Below are 16023 nucleotides of genomic sequence, written 5' to 3' on the forward strand. Positions count from 1 at the left end.
ATGCTCTGGCTCGCGCGAAGATGTCGCCCAACGGAAGAGTTCCATGAACGATCAGATTGCCATTCCCTGTGTGGTCATGCGCGGGGGCACCTCGCGCGGGCCGTTTTTCCTGGCCCGTGATCTTCCGGCCGACGCCAATCTGCGCGACGCGGTCCTGTTGTCCGTGATGGGAGGGGGGCACGACCTTGGAATTGACGGGATCGGCGGTGGCAATGCCGTCATCAACAAGGTCGCGATCATCGGGCCGGCGACGGTGCCCGGCGCCGACGTCGACTACCTGTTTGCCCAGGTGCGGGTTCGTGAAGGGATCGTCGATACCTCGCCGAATTGCGGAAACATGCTGGCGGCCGTGGGGCCGTTCGCAATTGAAGCCGGCTTGGTCGCCGCTGCCGCAGATCGCACCCATGTGCGCATCCACAATGTCAACACCGGCAAGTTGATTGACGCGACCGTTCCGACCCCCGCAGGACGCGTGACTTACGACGGCGAGGCGCAGATCGACGGTGTTCCGGGAACGGCCGCGCCGATCGAACTGTCGTTCCCCAACGCGGCCGGCGCACGCACCGGTCGTCTCCTGCCCACCGGACGACCGGTCGATCGCATCGAAGGGATCGATGTGACCTGCATCGACGCGGCGATGCCCGTCATGCTGGTCCGCGCGGCGGATCTGGGATGGACCGGCCGCGAGGCTCCCTCGGACTTCGCCGACAATCGTTTTCGCGCGCGTCTCGAAGCTTTGCGCATCGAGGCCGGACGCCGGATGGGCTTTCCAGATCCGGCGACGATGGTGATCCCGAAGCCGGTCCTCATTGCGCGCGGGGGCGAGGCGACGTTGAACACCAGATACTTCATGCCGCACGACTGCCATAGCGCGCTGGCGGTGACCGGCGCCGTCGCGATCGCCACGGCGTGCGTCACGCCCGGAACGATCGCTGCAGAGATGGTCGGACCGCTGACGCCGCCGGTGCCGATCACGCTCGCCCACCCCTCCGGCCAGCTCGTGGTCAGGCTTGAGCCTGGCCCGGTTGCCCGGGTGCTGCGGACGGCCCGGCGAATCTTCGAGGGCCACGTCTTCGCCCGCCGGTCACACGTGCCTCATTCGGTGCTAGCGGCCTGACGCCGGACTGCACTTAAACCTCAAGAATAAGACAAGGGAGAAACGAGAATGCAGATGCGAGCGCTGGCTGGGTCCGCGAGCAGTGAGCCGCGAAAGCCGTTCTACCGGATTCTTTATGTCCAGGTGCTGATCGGCCTCATGCTTGGTGTCCTCACCGGCCATTTCTGGCCCGAATTCGGCGCCGCGCTGAAGCCCTTTGGCGATGGCTTCGTCAAGCTGGTCAAGATGATGATCGCGCCGATCGTATTCTGCACCATCGTGAGCGGCATCAACAGCATCAGCGATTCCCGCGAGGTCGGCCGCACGCTGGTGAAATCCATGGCGCTGTTCTACTTGCTGACCGTGCTCGCTTTGCTGGCAGGGCTGATCGCTGTGTCGCTGATCCAACCGGGCGCGGGCATGCATGTTGCGGTCAATACGTTGGACCCGTCAGTGGCCGCGAAATTCACCAAGCAGGCAGGGGTATCCGGCTTCGCGGACTTCATCCTGCACATCATCCCGCATTCGTTCTTCGGAGCGTTCGCCGATGGTGAAGTGCTGCCGGTGCTGCTGGTCTCCATTCTCATCGCCTTTGGGCTGAGCCGCGCCGGTGACGACGGTGTGGTGGTGACCAAGGCCGTCACCTCGTTCTCGCACGTGCTGTTTGTGGCCTTCGGTTTCGTCATGAAGCTCGCTCCGCTCGGCGCCTTCGGGGCCATGGCGTTCACCGTGGGCCGCTATGGCATCCGTTCGATTGGCTCGCTCGGACTGCTGATCCTGACCTTCTATATCGCCTGCTCCGTCTTCGTGGTGGTCGTGCTTGGTACGCTGGCGCGGCTGAACGGCTTCAGCCTGTGGAAGACGATCCGCTACTTCAAGGAAGAATTGCTGATCGTGCTCGGCACGTCGTCGTCGGAGCCGGCGCTGCCTGGCGCGCTGCGCAAGCTGGAGCAGCTCGGATGCCGGAAAGGCGTATCGGGGCTCGTGTTGCCGATGGGCTATTCCTTCAATCTGGACGGCAGCGCCATTTATCTCACCTTGGCGTCCATCTTCATCGCGCAAGCCTGCGACATTCACCTGTCATGGGGGCAGATTGCGGCGATGCTCGGATTGATGCTGCTGACGTCCAAAGGGGCCGCCGGCGTCACCGGTAGCGGTTTCGTTGCGCTCGTCGCGACTCTATCGGTGATGCCGGACCTGCCCGTGACCGGCGTGGCGCTGCTTGTCGGCATCGACCGCTTCATGTCGGAGGCGCGGGCACTGACCAGCATGATCAGCAACTGTGTCGCATCCATCACCATCTCGCTGTGGGAGGACGCCTGTGATCGCGAGGTGTTGGCCCGTGAACTGGGACAGGGCGAGGTCGCGTCGAAGATCGCTGCGGCACCAGTGGTGCGGGAGGACAACAGCTGGATTTCGACGACGCAATCGGCCGCTTGAACCCGAAGAGCGCGACGCCGATCAGTCTAAAGCGCGATGAGATTCGGATGAATCGTCATCGCGTTTTAGGTTGTTGTTTACGCATGGTCTTTTCGGAAAACCGCTTCGCACTTTTCCCGATCATGCTTTAGTTCGACTTGGCGTTCTCTTTGGCGTTCTCTGCCGTCGGCGATTCCGCCGGTGCGGGGCGCTTTCCGCTGCCGGTGATGCGCTCGATTGCGGAGCGAACGGCGTCGCCTCCCTTGCGGTCCTTCAGCATGTCGAGCAGCGGCGCGGAGGCCGGCGAGCGGCGGATCAGGCTTTCCGGATCGGGGAAGATCAGCGGATCGTCCCAGGGGCCCTGCACCACGAAGGGCAGTTCGAAACCCGACGCACTGTTGAGGCTGGCCACGCCCTTCATGTCGTATTCGCGTGCCGGCACCGAGGCGGTGCCGGTGAGCGTGATCTTCGCCGCCGGCCCTTCGACGCGGATGTCTTCGGCGGTGGCGATGCCGTCGGAGAATTTCACGGCGATGGTGAGATTGTTGTAGGGCGTCGAGCCGTTGCGGAAATTGCCGCCGCCCGACAGCGGCCGCCGCTCCAGCCGCTTCAGGAGCTGCTCGGCGTTGAAGCCCGAGATCGCACCGTCATGCCCGGTCACCGTGGCGCTTCCGTCGAGTGACTGCACGAGGCCGAACGGGCTCGATCCGGAGGCGAGGAGCGAGACGTTGATGTTGCCGCGGCCGGACAGCTTGTTGAGACCGAACAGTTCGGTGGCGCAGGCCTGGAGATCGACGTCGGTGAACTGGAATTGCGCCTTGATGTCGGCGACGGTGTCGGACCGCGCGATGCCGAACGAGCCTTTTGCGATCCCGCCATAGACTTGCGCCTCGCCGACCGAGAGCGCCAGCGTGCCGTTGCGCAAATTGGCGCCGATCGCGGTGCGGCCGAGCTTCGTCGGCCCGACCGTCAGCCTTGCGGCCGACAGGCGCATGTCGAGGTCGGTGGTCGACAATCCGTTGAGGTCGAACAGCTGCCTGTTCCAGTCGCGCGCGCCGCTCGCGAGCAGGCGGAACGTCGAGATATAAGGTGTGAAGTCGAGCGCGTCGGCGGCGAGCGTCGCCTGCAGCGTCTGCCGGCCGTTATTGGCGTAGGTCATGACACCCTCGGCGGCATTGCCGTCGAGCTCGACATTGACATTGGTGAGCGCGATCGAGGCGCCGACGACGTTGGCGCGCGCCTTCAGCGCAAAGCGGCCGAAGCCGCCGCTGCCGGGCTGCGGCTGCCCGGTCCAGCGCAGCGCGTTGCGCAAGGACGGGCTGTCGATGGTGAGCGTGCCTTCCATCATCGGGCTGGTGCGATTGGCGACGCTGCCGTCGAAGGCGAGCTTGAGCGGCGCGCTGGCGATTCGCGCCTTCAGGCCGGACCGATCGCCGGAGAGGGCGGCGACGAAATCGGAAAAGCTGATCGAGCCGTCGACGCGCTCGCCGCGCCAGTCGAACTGTCCGGTCGCAGCAAAGGAGCGCGAGATCGAAGGCCAGGCCAGCGACAGGTCGATGTCCTCGAGCTTCTCGGTGGCATGCGTGGCGGCGTCCTCGTAGTCGAGCACGCCGTCCTGGATCCGGATTTCGGAGAACGAGACCTGGTTCTCGGCCCCGGGCTTCATGGTGCGCGCGATGGTCTGGATGAAGGGCGTCCAGTTGCTCTCGCCGTCCGGCTTGAGGCTGACGTGGATGCGCGGCCGCAGCAGCATCAGGTCGGCGATCTCGAACCGCTGCAGCAGCAGCGGCAGCAGCCGCAAATTGGCGGTGAGCACGTCGATATGGAGCGCGGGATCGTTGGCGCCGCCGCCCTTGAGGCCGACGTCCTGGAAGGAGATGTAGCTCGCCGGCAGGAGCGAAATGTCGATGTTGCCTGCGACATTGAGCTCGAGCCCGGTGACGTCGCGGATCTGCGCCTCGACCGCCCTGCGCAGCGCGTCGCGGTTGATGAGCCAGGAGGTCGCGATCAGGGCGATCAGGGCGACGCCGAGCAGCGCCGCGATCGGCGTCCCGAGGCGCTTCATTCCTTGGGCCATGGTCAATGGCATGTCCTGATCGGGTTGGTCGTTGGAGCCAGAAGGGCGGGCCGGGAAACCCTGCGCGCCCACACCCAACCCCCGCAACTTGATGGGTTTTCTTGACGCTTTCAAGGCCGCGGCATGGCTATGCCCACCGCATGGGCAGCTTCTATCACCCAGGGGAGGAGTGGAGAACCCCCTATCATTGACGGCTTCGGACGATTTCGCCTAATAATCGCCGCCAATAGGGCGCGACGCCTGCAAGCCGAAGGTTCAGTCGAGGTTTTTTGCATGAACAAGGTCTATCCCGACGCCAAGTCGGCGCTGTCAGGCATTCTAAAAGACAACATGATGATCATGTCGGGCGGCTTCGGCCTCTGCGGCATTGCCGAGGAGCTGTCGGACGCGATCCGGGAGTCCGGCGTCAAGGGCCTGACGGTGGTCTCCAACAATGCCGGTGTCGACGGTATCGGCCTCAGCCGCCTTCTCGAAACCCGCCAGATCAAGAAGATGATCTCGTCCTATGTCGGCGAGAACAAGCTGTTCGCCCAGCAATTTCTCGCCGGCGAGCTGGAACTCGAATTCAACCCGCAGGGCACGCTGGCCGAGCGCATCCGCGCCGGTGGCGCCGGTATCCCGGCCTTCTACACCAAGACCGGCGTCGGCACGCTGATCGCCGAAGGCAAGGAAGTGAAGGAGTTCGACGGCGAGAAATACCTGATGGAGCGCGGCCTGTTTGCCGACCTCGCCATCGTGCACGCCTGGAAGGGCGACACCGCCGGCAACCTGATCTACCGCAAGACCGCGCGCAATTTTAATCCGATGATGGCGACCGCCGCGAAGATCACGGTGGCCGAGGTCGAGCATCTGGTTCCCGCCGGTGAACTCAATCCCGACCACATCCACACGCCCGGCATCTTCGTGAAGCGCATCGTCGAGGTCGGCACGGCCAAGAAGCGCATCGAATTCCGCAACACCCGCCCGCGTCCGACGACGGCGCCGGCGGCCGGCACTGGAGTTGAAATCTGATGGCCTGGACCCGTGAACAGATGGCCGCGCGCGCTGCGAAGGAGTTGCGTGACGGCTATTACGTCAATCTCGGCATCGGCATCCCGACGCTGGTCTCGAATTACATCCCGGACGGCATGGACGTCAGCCTGCAGAGCGAGAACGGCATGCTCGGCATGGGCCCGTTTCCCTATGAGGGCGAGGAAGACGCCGATCTCATCAACGCCGGCAAGCAGACCGTGAGCGAGCTGCCCTCGACGTCCTATTTCTCCAGCGCGGATTCCTTCGGCATGATCCGCGGCGGCCACATGGATCTTTCGATCCTCGGCGCCATGCAGGTGGCCCAGAATGGCGATCTCGCCAACTGGATGATCCCCGGCAAGATGGTCAAGGGCATGGGCGGCGCGATGGATCTCGTCGCCGGCGTCAAGCGCGTCGTCGTGGTGATGGAGCATTCGGCCAAGGACGGCCCGAAGCTGCTGAAAAAGTGCAACCTGCCGCTGACCGGCGAGCGCGTGGTCGACATGGTCGTCACCGATCTCGCCGTCTTCACCATCGACAAGCACGGCGACGGCGGCATGGCCCTGATCGAGCTCGCCGACGGCGTCTCGCTCGACGAGGTCAAGTCCAAGACCGAAGCCGAATTCCGCGTCGCGCTGACGAACACGTAGGCGAGAAACCCTGGGGGCGCGCATGACGATACGGTCTGCGCGTCCTTGCGATTTTGGTTCAGCGATCAGGTTGGCCGATGACGACTCAATTGGTCGAAGCACCACGGATGCGCGAACGATTGGCCCCTGCCTTCAAGCGGGGCCGCTCGGCACCTCGGAGAACCGGGTCAACCAGACAACCGGGCCGATGCTGGCGGCGATGATCAGGAGGGCCGCAAGCGCGCCGTCCTCGAAATTGCCGCGGCTTGCGAACTGGTAGATCGACGTCGACAGCGTTTCGACGTTGAGGGGCCGCAAGAGCAGCGTTGCCGGGAGCTCCTTCAGGCAGTCGACGAACATGATGATGACGGCGCCAAGCATCGCGGGCCGGAGCAACGGCAGATAGATCTGCCTTAGTATGATCGCCTGGCCAGCGCCGACCGTGCGCGCGCTCTCGTCATAGTCGCGCGGAATGCTGTCGAACCCGGCCTTGATCATGCCGACCGGCACGGCCAGAAAACGAATCGTGTAGGCGATGACGACGGCCGTCCCGGAGCCGACCAGGATCAGCCCAGGCAGCGAATGTCCCGTCCAGGTAGCGACCGCGCTCAGCGCGTTGTCGACCGCCAGTACGGGGGTCAGCAGGCCGAGGGCAATCACGAGACCCGGCAGCGCGTAGCCGGTCTGCGCGATGCTCATCGCCACATATCGCAGAGGATCCGGCCGAAAGCGGTGCGCGATCGTCGTGGCGAGCGCAAGCATCAGCGCCATGAGCGTCGCGAGCGCTGCATAGGCAAACGAATGGAAGGTGTGGCGCCACAGGAGCGGGTCGAAATTTGCAAGCAGTCCGCGACCGAGAGCCTGATGCGCCAGATAGAACAGCGGCACGACGAAGCCGATCAGCACCGGCAGCACGCAGACCGCGAACGCGATCCACGCTCTTGCGCCCGAAAGTGGGGTTCGCTGCCTCACATGCGGGCTTTCGGCCGAGAATTCGGCGTTGGCGTTGCGACGGCCGTAACGCTCCATCGCGATAAGGCCGGCGACGATCGCAAGCATCAGGCATGCGAGTTGCGCCGCACCGGCAAGGCTGCCGCGGTTGAGCCAGGTGGTGAAGATCGAGACCGTCAGCGTGCGGATGCCGAGATATTCGCTGGCGCCGATGTCGTTGAGCGTTTCCAGCGCGACCAGCGCCACGCCGACAGCAAGCGCCGGCCGCGCCATCGGCAGTGAAACGCGCCAGAAAACGGTCCATCGGCCGGCCCCCAGCGTCGTAGCCGCCTCGGCGAATTCGGCAGACTGAACCTGGAACGTCGCGCGCGCCGACAGATAGACGTAAGGATAGAGCACGAGCCCGATCACGAAGATGGCGCCCGGCAGCGAGCGCAGGTTGGGCAGATGGCCGAGGGCATCGCGCAGCGGCAGCCAGATCGCCAGGGTGCGATGCACCAGGCCGAGCGGTTCGAACAGGTCGGCATAGACGTAAGCCGCAAGATAGGTCGGAATCGCCAGCGGCAGCGGCATCAGCCACAGGAGCATGCCCCGGCCAGGAAAATCGTGGCGCGATATCACCCATGCAGTGCCGGCGCCGATCAGAAGTGTGAGCGCGCCGACCCCGACGAGCAGAAGGGCGGTGTCCAGGAGGGCGGCCGGCAGCACGTAGTTGATCAGGTCGTGCCACACATCGGGCGCCGGCCGCAAAGCCAGCGAAACGATCGAGATCACGGGCGCCGCGACCAGGATCGCGGTTGCGATCGCGATTGCGGTCGCGGCGCGCCCGGCGTGGGCGCGGCCTCTCGAACGAGGCCGTGCGCCCGAAGCTTCTGCCAGTTTGAGAGACGAGGGCCGCCAGAGATCAGTTGTCAAAGCCGACCTTGTCCACCAGCGAGGCCGCAGCCTTGCGGTTGGCGGCGATCTTTGCGATCGGCAACGGATCTGGGCCGAGCTTGCCGTAGCCCGCGATGGTAGAGTTGATGGCGACACCGCCCCGAACCGGATATTCGTAGTTCTGGTCGGCATACATCTGCTGCGCCTGCTCGCTAACGAGCCACTCGATCAACTTGATGCCGTTGGCCTTGTTGGGCGCGTGCTTGGCGAGCAGCACGCCGGAGAGGTTGACGTGGGTGCCGCCGCCCTCGAAGGTCGGCAGGATGACGCGGGTCGCCTCCGCCCACGGTTTCTTCTCGGGATCGTTGTTCATCATCAGCGCCCAGTAATAGGTGTTGCCGATGCCGATGTCGCACTTGCCGGCGGCAACGTCACGGGCGGCTTCGCGATCGCCGCCTGACGGCTTCTGAGCGAGATTGGCCTTCACGCCGCGCAGCCATTCCTCGGCCTTGGCCTCGCCGTACTTGGCCGTGTAGGCCGCGAACAGGGCGTTGTTGTAGATGTGCTGACCCGAGCGAATGCAGATCTTGCCCTTCCACTTGGGATCGGCGAGCTCCTCATAGGTGATCTTGTCCTGCTTGACGCGATCCTTCGAGGCATAGATCACGCGCGCGCGCATGGAGATGCCGGCCCAGTGTCCGTCCGGATCGCGATACTGCGCCGGCACGACCTTGTCGACCACCTCCGACTTGATCGGCTGGGTGACGCCAGCCTGCACGGCCTCGTCGATGCGGCCGATGTCCACCGTCAGCAGCACGTCGGCCGGACTGTTGGCGCCTTCCGCCTTCATGCGCTGCTCCAGACCGGAGCTTGCGGAGACGACATTGACCTTGATGCCCGTATCCTTGCTGAAGGCGTCGAACAGCGGCTGGATCAGCTTGGTCTCGCGATAGGTATAGACGTTGACCTCGCCATTGTCGGCGGCTGCCTTCGAGACGAAGGAGGAGGTCAGGCACAGCATCGCCGCGGATGCGGCGAGGACACGAAGATCGATCATAAAGGCTGCTCCCAACGGGCGATTGAACGCCGGATTGAGTAGCGCAGGCGATGTAGCAAAGTCAGCGACGCGATGTCGCGAAGGGGTGCGATTTAGAGCGATTCCAGTGTATTCTTTAGACTCATTCCAAATTGTCGTCTGCGCAGCCGCAGACGATGAAGGGAAAAATGATGCAGGCCGCTATGACCTCGCCGGCCACGCCTTGCTCAGGCGGTGCGACAGGCTCACCAGCCACGGCGTCTCCTCGCGCACCAAGCGGAAGCCGAGATTGGCGGGCGGCAGGCCCTGCGCGCAGCCGCCGGCGCGGGCATCGCGGATGAAGTCGGTGACATAGGCGCGATGGGCGCCTTCGGCGACGCGGACGCCACAATTTGCGTGCTGGCGCGTGATATGACCGGTCTCATCGAGCTGGCCGCGCACAAAGCAGGTCGAGGTCCATTCCCAGACATTGCCGGCGAGATCGGAGACGCCATGTTCGTTGCTGCCGAACTTGCCGAACGGATAGACGGTGGGGTCCGAGATGTTGCGATCGGATTCGCGCTCATAGCGGCCGAGCGAGCGTCTTGAGGGATCATTCACATCCACAGGCACGCCGTCGTCCGTGAATTTGCTGCCGGCAGCGAAGGCCCATTCCTCGTCGCTCGGCAGGCGATAGGTCCTGCCGGTCTTGCGCGACAGCCAGCTCGCATAGGCGTCCGCATCATGCCAGCTCACCTGGACGACGGGCAGGTCCGGCGCAATTGCGACACTCCGTTCGAGCGGACGGCAGGCACCGTCCTGCACGCAGACCTGATAATCGGCGCTGGAGACCTGGTGCTTCATGATCGAAACCGGCTTTGCAACACGCACGGTAACGATCGGCGCCTCGGCCTGCTTGCCGGCATGCGTGAAATCGCCGGCGGCGCGATAGGACAGGGTGCCGGAAGCGATCTGCACGATCGCCGGTTCGTTCCATGTCGGGGGGCGCCGTGCGGCGATATCGGAAACCAGGGGCACGACGGCGATCGGCCCGGCAAGGCCAGCCGCACAGGCGAGTGCCAGCTTGAGCTTGAATGCGAGCAGCATGACGTCACCCCGAAAGGAAGAGGGGCCGGTTGTTCGCCGGCCCCTTTCTTGTCAGTTGGTCTTGGGTCCAGGAATATCCGTAGGCGCCTTCACCTGGGTCATCAGATCGTCGTTCCACTTGCCTTCGACCTTGAAGTGCGCAGTGGCGCCGAGATCGGCGGCCTCGATCAGATTATGCGTGACATAGGCGTAGATGCCGGGCTGCAGGAATTTGTAGAGCGCAGCTCCCGCCGAGCCGCCGCGGATGAACCAGGTCTCGAGCCCGACCTCAGGCGCATTGCCGAACTTGCCGGTCTCCCAGACGTAGTCGCCATGGCCGCCGATCAGGTGCGGACGGCTGTCGCGATTGGCCTGCGAGTGCACGATCAGGACGTTCTCGCCGACATTGGCCGTCAGCGCATTCTTGCCCGTGAGCGCTCCGACCTTGCCGTTGAACACGACATGGGTCGGGATCAGCTTCTTCATCACCTCTTCCGTCTCGGTGTAGGCCTCGCCGGGCGAGTTGTAGGACTTGAAGTTACCCTTCTCGTCGCGCGGCACGTACATGTCCTGCTCGCCGATGTAGTAGACCTTGTCGTATTTCAGCGCGTGGCCCTTGCCGTCGTTCAGCCCCTCGCGCGGCAGCACCATCACGGCGCCGTTCATGCCGGAGACGACGTGCCAGGGGATCATCGGGCCGCCCGGTGCGCAGTGATAGACGAACACGCCGGTCTTGGTCGCCTTCCAGCGCAGCACGACCTGCTCGCCGGGATTGATGAGCGTGAGCTCGCCGCCGCCGAGCGCGCCGGTCGCGGAATGGAAGTCGATGTTGTGCGGCATGGTGTTGGTCGCGGGATTGACCAGCGTCAGCTCGACATAGTCACCCTCGTGCACGACCATGAGCGGTCCCGGCATCGAGCCGTTGAACGTCATCGCCTGGAAGGTGGTGCCCTTGTCGTCGATGACGACCTTCTTCTCCTCGACCGTCATCTTGAACTCGACGATCTTGGGGCCCTGCGTCGTGGCCTGCTCGTGCGCATGCACGAAGGGCGGAGCGACCAGCTCTACCTTCTGACGCGGCAGCTTGAGATCGCTGGCGGCGAAAGCCGGCGTCGCCAGCATCAGGGCGGTCGCGGCGGCGCTGATCAATGCGGCTCTGCGGGTGAACATCGGAAGCATCCTTCATGTGAAAAGGTTTTGATGACGGATGCAGTGTGCGCCGATCGCGGCAAGCGTGTTTGCGCTGCGACAAGCTTTCGCTGGATTCACCTCCTCCGCAACAGTACTTAGGTGCCTCAGCGGGGCAGGATCGGTGATGTCACCCAGACCGCGTCCGAAGGCGTGATGCGGATGTCGAGCGCGGACGACGGCGCAACCGCATCGGCACTCAGCCGCAACTCGTTTGCATCTTCAAGTTGGATGGCGATCTCGACCGCGCCGGCTATCGCATATGACGCCTGCGCGCACGCCTCGTCCTTCGAGATGGCGCTTACGCGCCTCCTCAGGACGAGGCTGGTCAGCGTCAGTGCCCGTTGGAAATTGCAGCCGCGCACTCCAGCGGACGTCCCGAAGGATAGTCGCAGGGAGCTCTCAAATGCGATAGCCCCGCGCTTGCGGGAGAGGGATCAAGCCGTGCAATCAATTCGACCTAAAGCCATTCCGTCTTAGTTAGAGCAGATGCACGGCAAGCCAGACCGTTCCCCAGATCGCCAGCGACAGCACGACGAAGACGGCGATTGCTGCGGCCAGGGCGCGCACCACGCCGGCGGCGGCTGGCGTGGCCGGGGCCGGCCGGAAGTCGTCGAAACGCGGGATATGGCCGCGGACGTCGAGCAGGGAGAGAATGAGTTCGAGTGCGAGAAGCCTCATGGCGAACGCTCCGGATGGCCGCGCGAATTATTCTCATCATGGTCGGGAACCCACCGCCGCGCTTTGCGCGAGCGCAAAGTCGCTTCCGCGCATCCGGGTTAATTGAACTCATTCCCTGATTTGCCGCGATGTCTGCGCGCGGCGGAAATTTACGAATGGGTAAGATATGAGAGCTGACCTTGCGGCGATCTACGGCGAGGAACGTCTGCCACGCTACACCAGCTATCCGACCGCACCGCACTTTACGCCCGCGGTCGGACCGGACACATATGCCCGGTGGCTGGCGGAACTGCCGCCGGGCGCGAGCGCGTCGCTGTATCTGCACGTGCCGTTCTGCCGCGAGATGTGCTGGTACTGCGGCTGTCATACCCAGATCGTCCGCCGCGACGAGCTCATCGCCGGCTACCAGCGGACGCTGCGCAGCGAGATCGCACTCGTCGCCGAAACCATCGGCCGCCGTATCAAGATCGAGCACATCCATTTCGGCGGCGGTACGCCCACGATCATGGCGCCCGAGGCTTTCGCCGAACTGATGGCGACGATGCGCCAGGACTTCTTCGTGCTGCCTTCGGCCGAAATCGCCGTCGAGATCGATCCCCGCACATTGACCGGGGACATGGTCGAGGCCATGCGGCTCTCGGGCGTCAACCGCGCGAGCCTCGGCGTGCAGAGCTTCGATCCCGTGGTGCAGCGGGCGATCAACCGCGTGCAGAGTTTCGAGCAGACGGCTTGGGTGGTCGACATGCTCCGCCGCGCCGGGATCGAGGGCATCAATTTCGACCTGATCTACGGGTTGCCGCACCAGACCGTCGCGTCGTGCCTGGACACCGTGCGGCGCAGCCTCGCGCTCGCGCCCAATCGCTTCTCGGTGTTCGGCTATGCTCATGTGCCTGAATTCAAGAAGCACCAGCGCATGATCAACGAGGCCATGCTGCCCGACGGCCTTGCGCGCCACGACCAGGCCTGCGCGATCGCGAATGCCCTGAAGGAGGCAGGTTACGTGCAGATCGGGCTCGATCATTTCGCGCGACCCGACGATGCCATGGCCGTGGCGTTCGAGCAGGGAACGCTGCGGCGCAATTTTCAGGGCTACACCACCGACAAGTGTGACGTCCTGCTCGGCTTCGGCGCGAGCGCGATCGGACATCTGCCGCAGGGCTACGTCCAGAACGAGGTGCAGATCGGCGCCTATGCGCAGAGCATCGCCGCCGGCCGCCTCGCCACCGCGAAGGGCTATGGGCTCACTGACGACGACCGGCTGCGCGCCGACATCATCGAACGCATCATGTGCGAGTTCGGTGCCGATCTCGGCGACATCTGCGCGCGCCATGGCGCAGAGGCCGGCGCGATGTTGAGATCGGCGGCGCGTCTGAAGCCGCTGATCTCCGACGGCGTCGTGAGGTTGGACGGCGATCGGCTCGCGGTCGCCAAGGACTCGCGCTTCCTGGTGCGCAGCGTCGCAGCCGCGTTCGACGCGCATCTGGATCCGGACAAGCAGCTGCATAGTCGGGCTGTGTGAGGTCTTTTCTCCCGTCATTCCGGGCGCGCCCCGGAATGACAAGCCAGCTTGCGCTTCAACAAAGAGACTTCCGACCTCGCCGCTATCGTCAATTCGGAACGGAGTTGTCCATGCCCTTCCGATCCGACGATCTGGTCGATGACATCATGCGCACGGCGCCGCACACGATCCGCGTGTTTCTCGCCTTCAGGATGGCTTGTGTCGGCTGTCCGATCGCGATCTTCCACACCGTGGATGACGCCTGCCGCGAGCACGGCATCGACTGCGAGAAATTTCTCGCTGCACTGAGCGATTGCGTGCCGGCGTGACGCGGTCCGGAATTCGCGCGGGTGCGTGCGAATTCCCGGATGAGGGAGCGCTTTCGCCGTAAGCGGAAGCGCCCCTCACCCCTACCTTGAGCGGAGATATCCCGATGCGGCTCTCACGTCGCGCCGCCGTCGGCGCTCCGCTCCGCCAGCACGACGATCTTGTGCGGCTCGCGCAGGATGATGCGCTGGCGGCCGCTCTCGACGAGGCCTTGGCTCTCCCAGCCGCTCAGGATGCGGCTGACCGTGTGCAGCGTGGTGCCGGTCATCTGCGCGATGTCCTGGCGGCTGATCGGGAAGTCGATCTCGATGCCGTGGTCGAGCTTCTTGCCGGATTGCTTGGCGAGGCGCAGCAGTGCGTGCGCGACGCGTTGCTCGACCTGCTGGGTCGACATTTCCAGGATGCGGGTGTGACTCTCCTGTAGCCGCGTGCCGACGGTCTGGAGAGTGTTGGCGGCAAGCGCCGGAAACCGCTCGACCAACCGCGGCCAGGCCGAGGTCGGCCAGATCAGCACGACGCTGTCATCGACCGCCATCGCCGTCGCCGGATACCGCGCGGCTCCGATCGCCATCGCGAGCCCGAATGTCTCGCCGGGCGCGACATAGCGCACCACAATCTGCTCGCCGGTCGGCGTGGTCTTGGCCGCGCGGACATGGCCGTGCAGCAGCAGGAAAAAGGACTGCGCGTCCGCCCCCTGCTCGAAGATGGCGCTGTTCTTGGGATAGCGCGCCGAGCGGGCCTCACGCAGGATCTCGTCCAGAGCTTCCGGCGTCACCCCCGCAAACAGCGGCAAATGCGCAACCAGCGATGTGTCGACCTTGGCCATTCTGCCTCCTTGACGCTCGGGAGTGTGATGGCACCTGCAATCGTCAGGTAGTTTGCGATAGCGCAAAACGGGCCGGGCGGGTGGCAGTATTTTTCCAAATAACGGTCTGAATTCATTGGAGTTGATCCCATGGCTGGCGCCCGATCCCGCAACTTTGCGGGCTGGCCGCTGTTTGCGAACAGCTTTCGTCCCTTTTTCCTGCTCGCCGCGATCCAGGCGGCGCTGTCGATCCTGGCCTGGCTGCCGATGTTCTACGGCGAATTGTCCGTGAGTTCCGCATTCGCGCCGCGCGACTGGCACATCCACGAGATGCTCTATGGATTCCTGCCGGCGGTGATTACCGGGTTCCTGTTCACCGCAATCCCGAACTGGACGGGGCGGCTGCCGATCCGGGGCACGCCGCTGGGAGCGCTGCTGGCGGTCTGGCTTGCCGGGCGTATCGTGGTGACGGTGTCGGCCAATATCGGCTGGGCGTTTGCGCTGGTCGTCGATGCCGCCTTCCTGGCATTGGTCGTTGCCGCCGCGACGCGCGAGATCATCGCAGGCGGCAACTGGCGCAACCTGCCCGTGGTGGGGCTGGTGCTCGCTCTGCTCGCCGGCAATGTCGCCTTTCATGTCGAAACGCATTACGAGGGCGCGGCCGACGTCAGCATCCGCGTCGGCATCGGCGTGGTCATCCTGCTGATCGCCTTGATCGGAGGCCGCATCATTCCGAGCTTCACCCGCAACTGGCTGGTCAAGTTCAATCCCGGCCGTCTGCCCGTGCCATTCGGACGCTTCGACGGCGCAGTGATCGGATGCAGCGCGCTCGCGCTCGTCTCATGGATCGTGGCGCCGCTGAACATGATCACCGGCATCGTGATGGCGGTGGTTGGCGTGCTGCATCTGGTTCGGCTTGGACGCTGGGCCGGCGATCGCACCACGCGCGAGCGGCTGCTGCTGATCCTGCATGTCGGTTATGTCTTCGTGCCGTTGGGTTTCATTCTGAACGCTCTGGTCGCCTTCGGCGTGCTGCCGCCAAGCGCCGGCATCCACGCCTGGATGGCGGGTGCGGCGGGAACCATGACTCTCGCGGTGATGACCCGCGCGAGCCTCGGCCATACCGGACAGGCGTTGACGGCGTCGCCGGCGATCCAGGGAATCTATGCCGCAGTCGTCATCGCGGCCCTGGCCCGGGTCGCTGCCGTCCTATTGCCCGCGCATAACGATGTGTTGTTGCACATCGCCGCCTGCGGCTGGATCGTCGCCTTCCTCGGATTTGCCATCGCGTTCGGTCCGCTGCTCGCCGGCAGCCGGTGGCGTGCCCTCGCCACGATGGGCGTGCCCGCTCCGGCACGCTGAAC

General features: G+C 64.5%; 15 protein-coding genes. 7 read left to right on the forward strand and 8 right to left on the reverse strand.

The window, feature by feature from the left end; genetic code table 11:
- Nucleotides 1-43: 43 nt before the first annotated feature.
- Nucleotides 44-1117, forward strand: coding sequence for a 4-oxalomesaconate tautomerase (locus tag JQ566_RS12595; protein ID WP_212372537.1), 1074 nt, complete (start codon nucleotides 44-46; stop codon nucleotides 1115-1117).
- A 54-nt stretch (nucleotides 1118-1171) separates the two neighbouring features.
- Entirely contained in the window at nucleotides 1172-2536 is a 1365-nt protein-coding gene (gene dctA / locus JQ566_RS12600; RefSeq protein WP_212372642.1) for a C4-dicarboxylate transporter DctA, read from the forward strand.
- A 127-nt stretch (nucleotides 2537-2663) separates the two neighbouring features.
- Here dctA and JQ566_RS12605 read toward each other — a convergent pair whose 3' ends face one another.
- On the reverse strand, nucleotides 2664-4592 hold the full coding sequence (locus JQ566_RS12605) for an AsmA family protein (RefSeq protein WP_212372643.1): 1929 nt from the start codon (nucleotides 4590-4592) through the stop codon (nucleotides 2664-2666).
- Nucleotides 4593-4865: 273 nt separating this feature from the next.
- Here JQ566_RS12605 and JQ566_RS12610 point away from each other — a divergent pair, with 273 nt between their 5' ends.
- Together JQ566_RS12610 and JQ566_RS12615 are read left to right on the forward strand one after the other, a co-directional pair.
- A complete protein-coding gene (locus tag JQ566_RS12610) occupies nucleotides 4866-5603 on the forward strand; it encodes a CoA transferase subunit A (protein WP_212372538.1) in 738 nt (245 codons plus the stop codon).
- A complete protein-coding gene (locus JQ566_RS12615) occupies nucleotides 5603-6253 on the forward strand; it encodes a CoA transferase subunit B (RefSeq protein ID WP_212372539.1) in 651 nt (216 codons plus the stop codon). The genes JQ566_RS12610 and JQ566_RS12615 overlap by 1 nt, the downstream gene beginning before the upstream one ends.
- 132 nt (nucleotides 6254-6385) lie before the next feature.
- On the opposite strand, the gene JQ566_RS12620 is transcribed toward JQ566_RS12615, so the two are convergent.
- The 6 genes from JQ566_RS12620 to JQ566_RS12645 all read right to left on the reverse strand — a co-directional run bounded on the left by JQ566_RS12620 (nucleotide 6386) and on the right by JQ566_RS12645 (nucleotide 12029).
- On the reverse strand, nucleotides 6386-7957 hold the full coding sequence (locus JQ566_RS12620) for an ABC transporter permease (RefSeq protein WP_349643322.1): 1572 nt from the start codon (nucleotides 7955-7957) through the stop codon (nucleotides 6386-6388).
- A 130-nt stretch (nucleotides 7958-8087) separates the two neighbouring features.
- On the reverse strand, nucleotides 8088-9080 hold the full coding sequence (locus tag JQ566_RS12625; RefSeq protein WP_434057816.1) for a Fe(3+) ABC transporter substrate-binding protein: 993 nt from the start codon (nucleotides 9078-9080) through the stop codon (nucleotides 8088-8090).
- A gap of 216 nt (nucleotides 9081-9296) precedes the next feature.
- On the reverse strand, nucleotides 9297-10181 hold the full coding sequence (locus tag JQ566_RS12630) for an SUMF1/EgtB/PvdO family nonheme iron enzyme (RefSeq protein WP_212372541.1): 885 nt from the start codon (nucleotides 10179-10181) through the stop codon (nucleotides 9297-9299).
- A 51-nt stretch (nucleotides 10182-10232) separates the two neighbouring features.
- Nucleotides 10233-11330 carry a copper-containing nitrite reductase gene (nirK, locus tag JQ566_RS12635; RefSeq protein WP_212372542.1) on the reverse strand — a complete coding sequence of 366 codons (1098 nt, stop codon included), beginning with the start codon at nucleotides 11328-11330 and terminating at the stop codon, nucleotides 10233-10235.
- Between the two features lie 125 nt (nucleotides 11331-11455).
- Nucleotides 11456-11713 carry a hypothetical protein gene (locus JQ566_RS12640; RefSeq protein ID WP_212372543.1) on the reverse strand — a complete coding sequence of 86 codons (258 nt, stop codon included), beginning with the start codon at nucleotides 11711-11713 and terminating at the stop codon, nucleotides 11456-11458.
- Between the two features lie 115 nt (nucleotides 11714-11828).
- Nucleotides 11829-12029: a hypothetical protein gene (locus JQ566_RS12645; protein ID WP_212372544.1), complete on the reverse strand. Its 201-nt coding sequence runs from the start codon at nucleotides 12027-12029 to the stop codon at nucleotides 11829-11831.
- A 166-nt stretch (nucleotides 12030-12195) separates the two neighbouring features.
- Here JQ566_RS12645 and hemN point away from each other — a divergent pair, with 166 nt between their 5' ends.
- Nucleotides 12196-13548: an oxygen-independent coproporphyrinogen III oxidase gene (gene hemN / locus JQ566_RS12650; protein WP_212372545.1), complete on the forward strand. Its 1353-nt coding sequence runs from the start codon at nucleotides 12196-12198 to the stop codon at nucleotides 13546-13548.
- Nucleotides 13549-13658: 110 nt separating this feature from the next.
- Nucleotides 13659-13856 carry a DUF1858 domain-containing protein gene (locus tag JQ566_RS12655; RefSeq protein ID WP_212372546.1) on the forward strand — a complete coding sequence of 66 codons (198 nt, stop codon included), beginning with the start codon at nucleotides 13659-13661 and terminating at the stop codon, nucleotides 13854-13856.
- Between the two features lie 113 nt (nucleotides 13857-13969).
- Here the strand turns inward: JQ566_RS12655 and JQ566_RS12660 are convergent, their stop codons facing one another.
- Nucleotides 13970-14680 carry a Crp/Fnr family transcriptional regulator gene (locus tag JQ566_RS12660; protein WP_212372547.1) on the reverse strand — a complete coding sequence of 237 codons (711 nt, stop codon included), beginning with the start codon at nucleotides 14678-14680 and terminating at the stop codon, nucleotides 13970-13972.
- 129 nt (nucleotides 14681-14809) lie between these two features.
- Between JQ566_RS12660 and JQ566_RS12665 the strand changes: the two genes are divergently transcribed.
- On the forward strand, nucleotides 14810-16021 hold the full coding sequence (locus JQ566_RS12665) for an NnrS family protein (RefSeq protein WP_212372548.1): 1212 nt from the start codon (nucleotides 14810-14812) through the stop codon (nucleotides 16019-16021).
- Nucleotides 16022-16023 lie beyond the last annotated feature (2 nt).

Source organism: Bradyrhizobium sp. SZCCT0231 (genome assembly GCF_018130245.1).
GTDB classification, from domain to species: Bacteria; Pseudomonadota; Alphaproteobacteria; order Rhizobiales; family Xanthobacteraceae; genus Bradyrhizobium; species Bradyrhizobium japonicum_F.

Coding starts and splice junctions, on each gene's coding strand:
- JQ566_RS12630 (WP_212372541.1), bottom strand. CDS start 10,181: ATGCTGCTCGCATTCAAGCTCAAGCTGGCACTCGCCTGTGCGGCTGGC.
- JQ566_RS12665 (WP_212372548.1), top strand. CDS start 14,810: ATGGCTGGCGCCCGATCCCGCAACTTTGCGGGCTGGCCGCTGTTTGCG.
- JQ566_RS12625 (WP_434057816.1), bottom strand. CDS start 9,080: ATGCTGTGCCTGACCTCCTCCTTCGTCTCGAAGGCAGCCGCCGACAAT.
- JQ566_RS12610 (WP_212372538.1), top strand. CDS start 4,866: ATGAACAAGGTCTATCCCGACGCCAAGTCGGCGCTGTCAGGCATTCTA.
- JQ566_RS12605 (WP_212372643.1), bottom strand. CDS start 4,592: ATGGCCCAAGGAATGAAGCGCCTCGGGACGCCGATCGCGGCGCTGCTC.
- hemN (WP_212372545.1), top strand. CDS start 12,196: ATGAGAGCTGACCTTGCGGCGATCTACGGCGAGGAACGTCTGCCACGC.
- dctA (WP_212372642.1), top strand. CDS start 1,172: ATGCGAGCGCTGGCTGGGTCCGCGAGCAGTGAGCCGCGAAAGCCGTTC.
- nirK (WP_212372542.1), bottom strand. CDS start 11,330: ATGTTCACCCGCAGAGCCGCATTGATCAGCGCCGCCGCGACCGCCCTG.
- JQ566_RS12655 (WP_212372546.1), top strand. CDS start 13,659: ATGCCCTTCCGATCCGACGATCTGGTCGATGACATCATGCGCACGGCG.
- JQ566_RS12645 (WP_212372544.1), bottom strand. CDS start 12,029: ATGAGGCTTCTCGCACTCGAACTCATTCTCTCCCTGCTCGACGTCCGC.
- JQ566_RS12660 (WP_212372547.1), bottom strand. CDS start 14,680: ATGGCCAAGGTCGACACATCGCTGGTTGCGCATTTGCCGCTGTTTGCG.
- JQ566_RS12595 (WP_212372537.1), top strand. CDS start 44: ATGAACGATCAGATTGCCATTCCCTGTGTGGTCATGCGCGGGGGCACC.
- JQ566_RS12615 (WP_212372539.1), top strand. CDS start 5,603: ATGGCCTGGACCCGTGAACAGATGGCCGCGCGCGCTGCGAAGGAGTTG.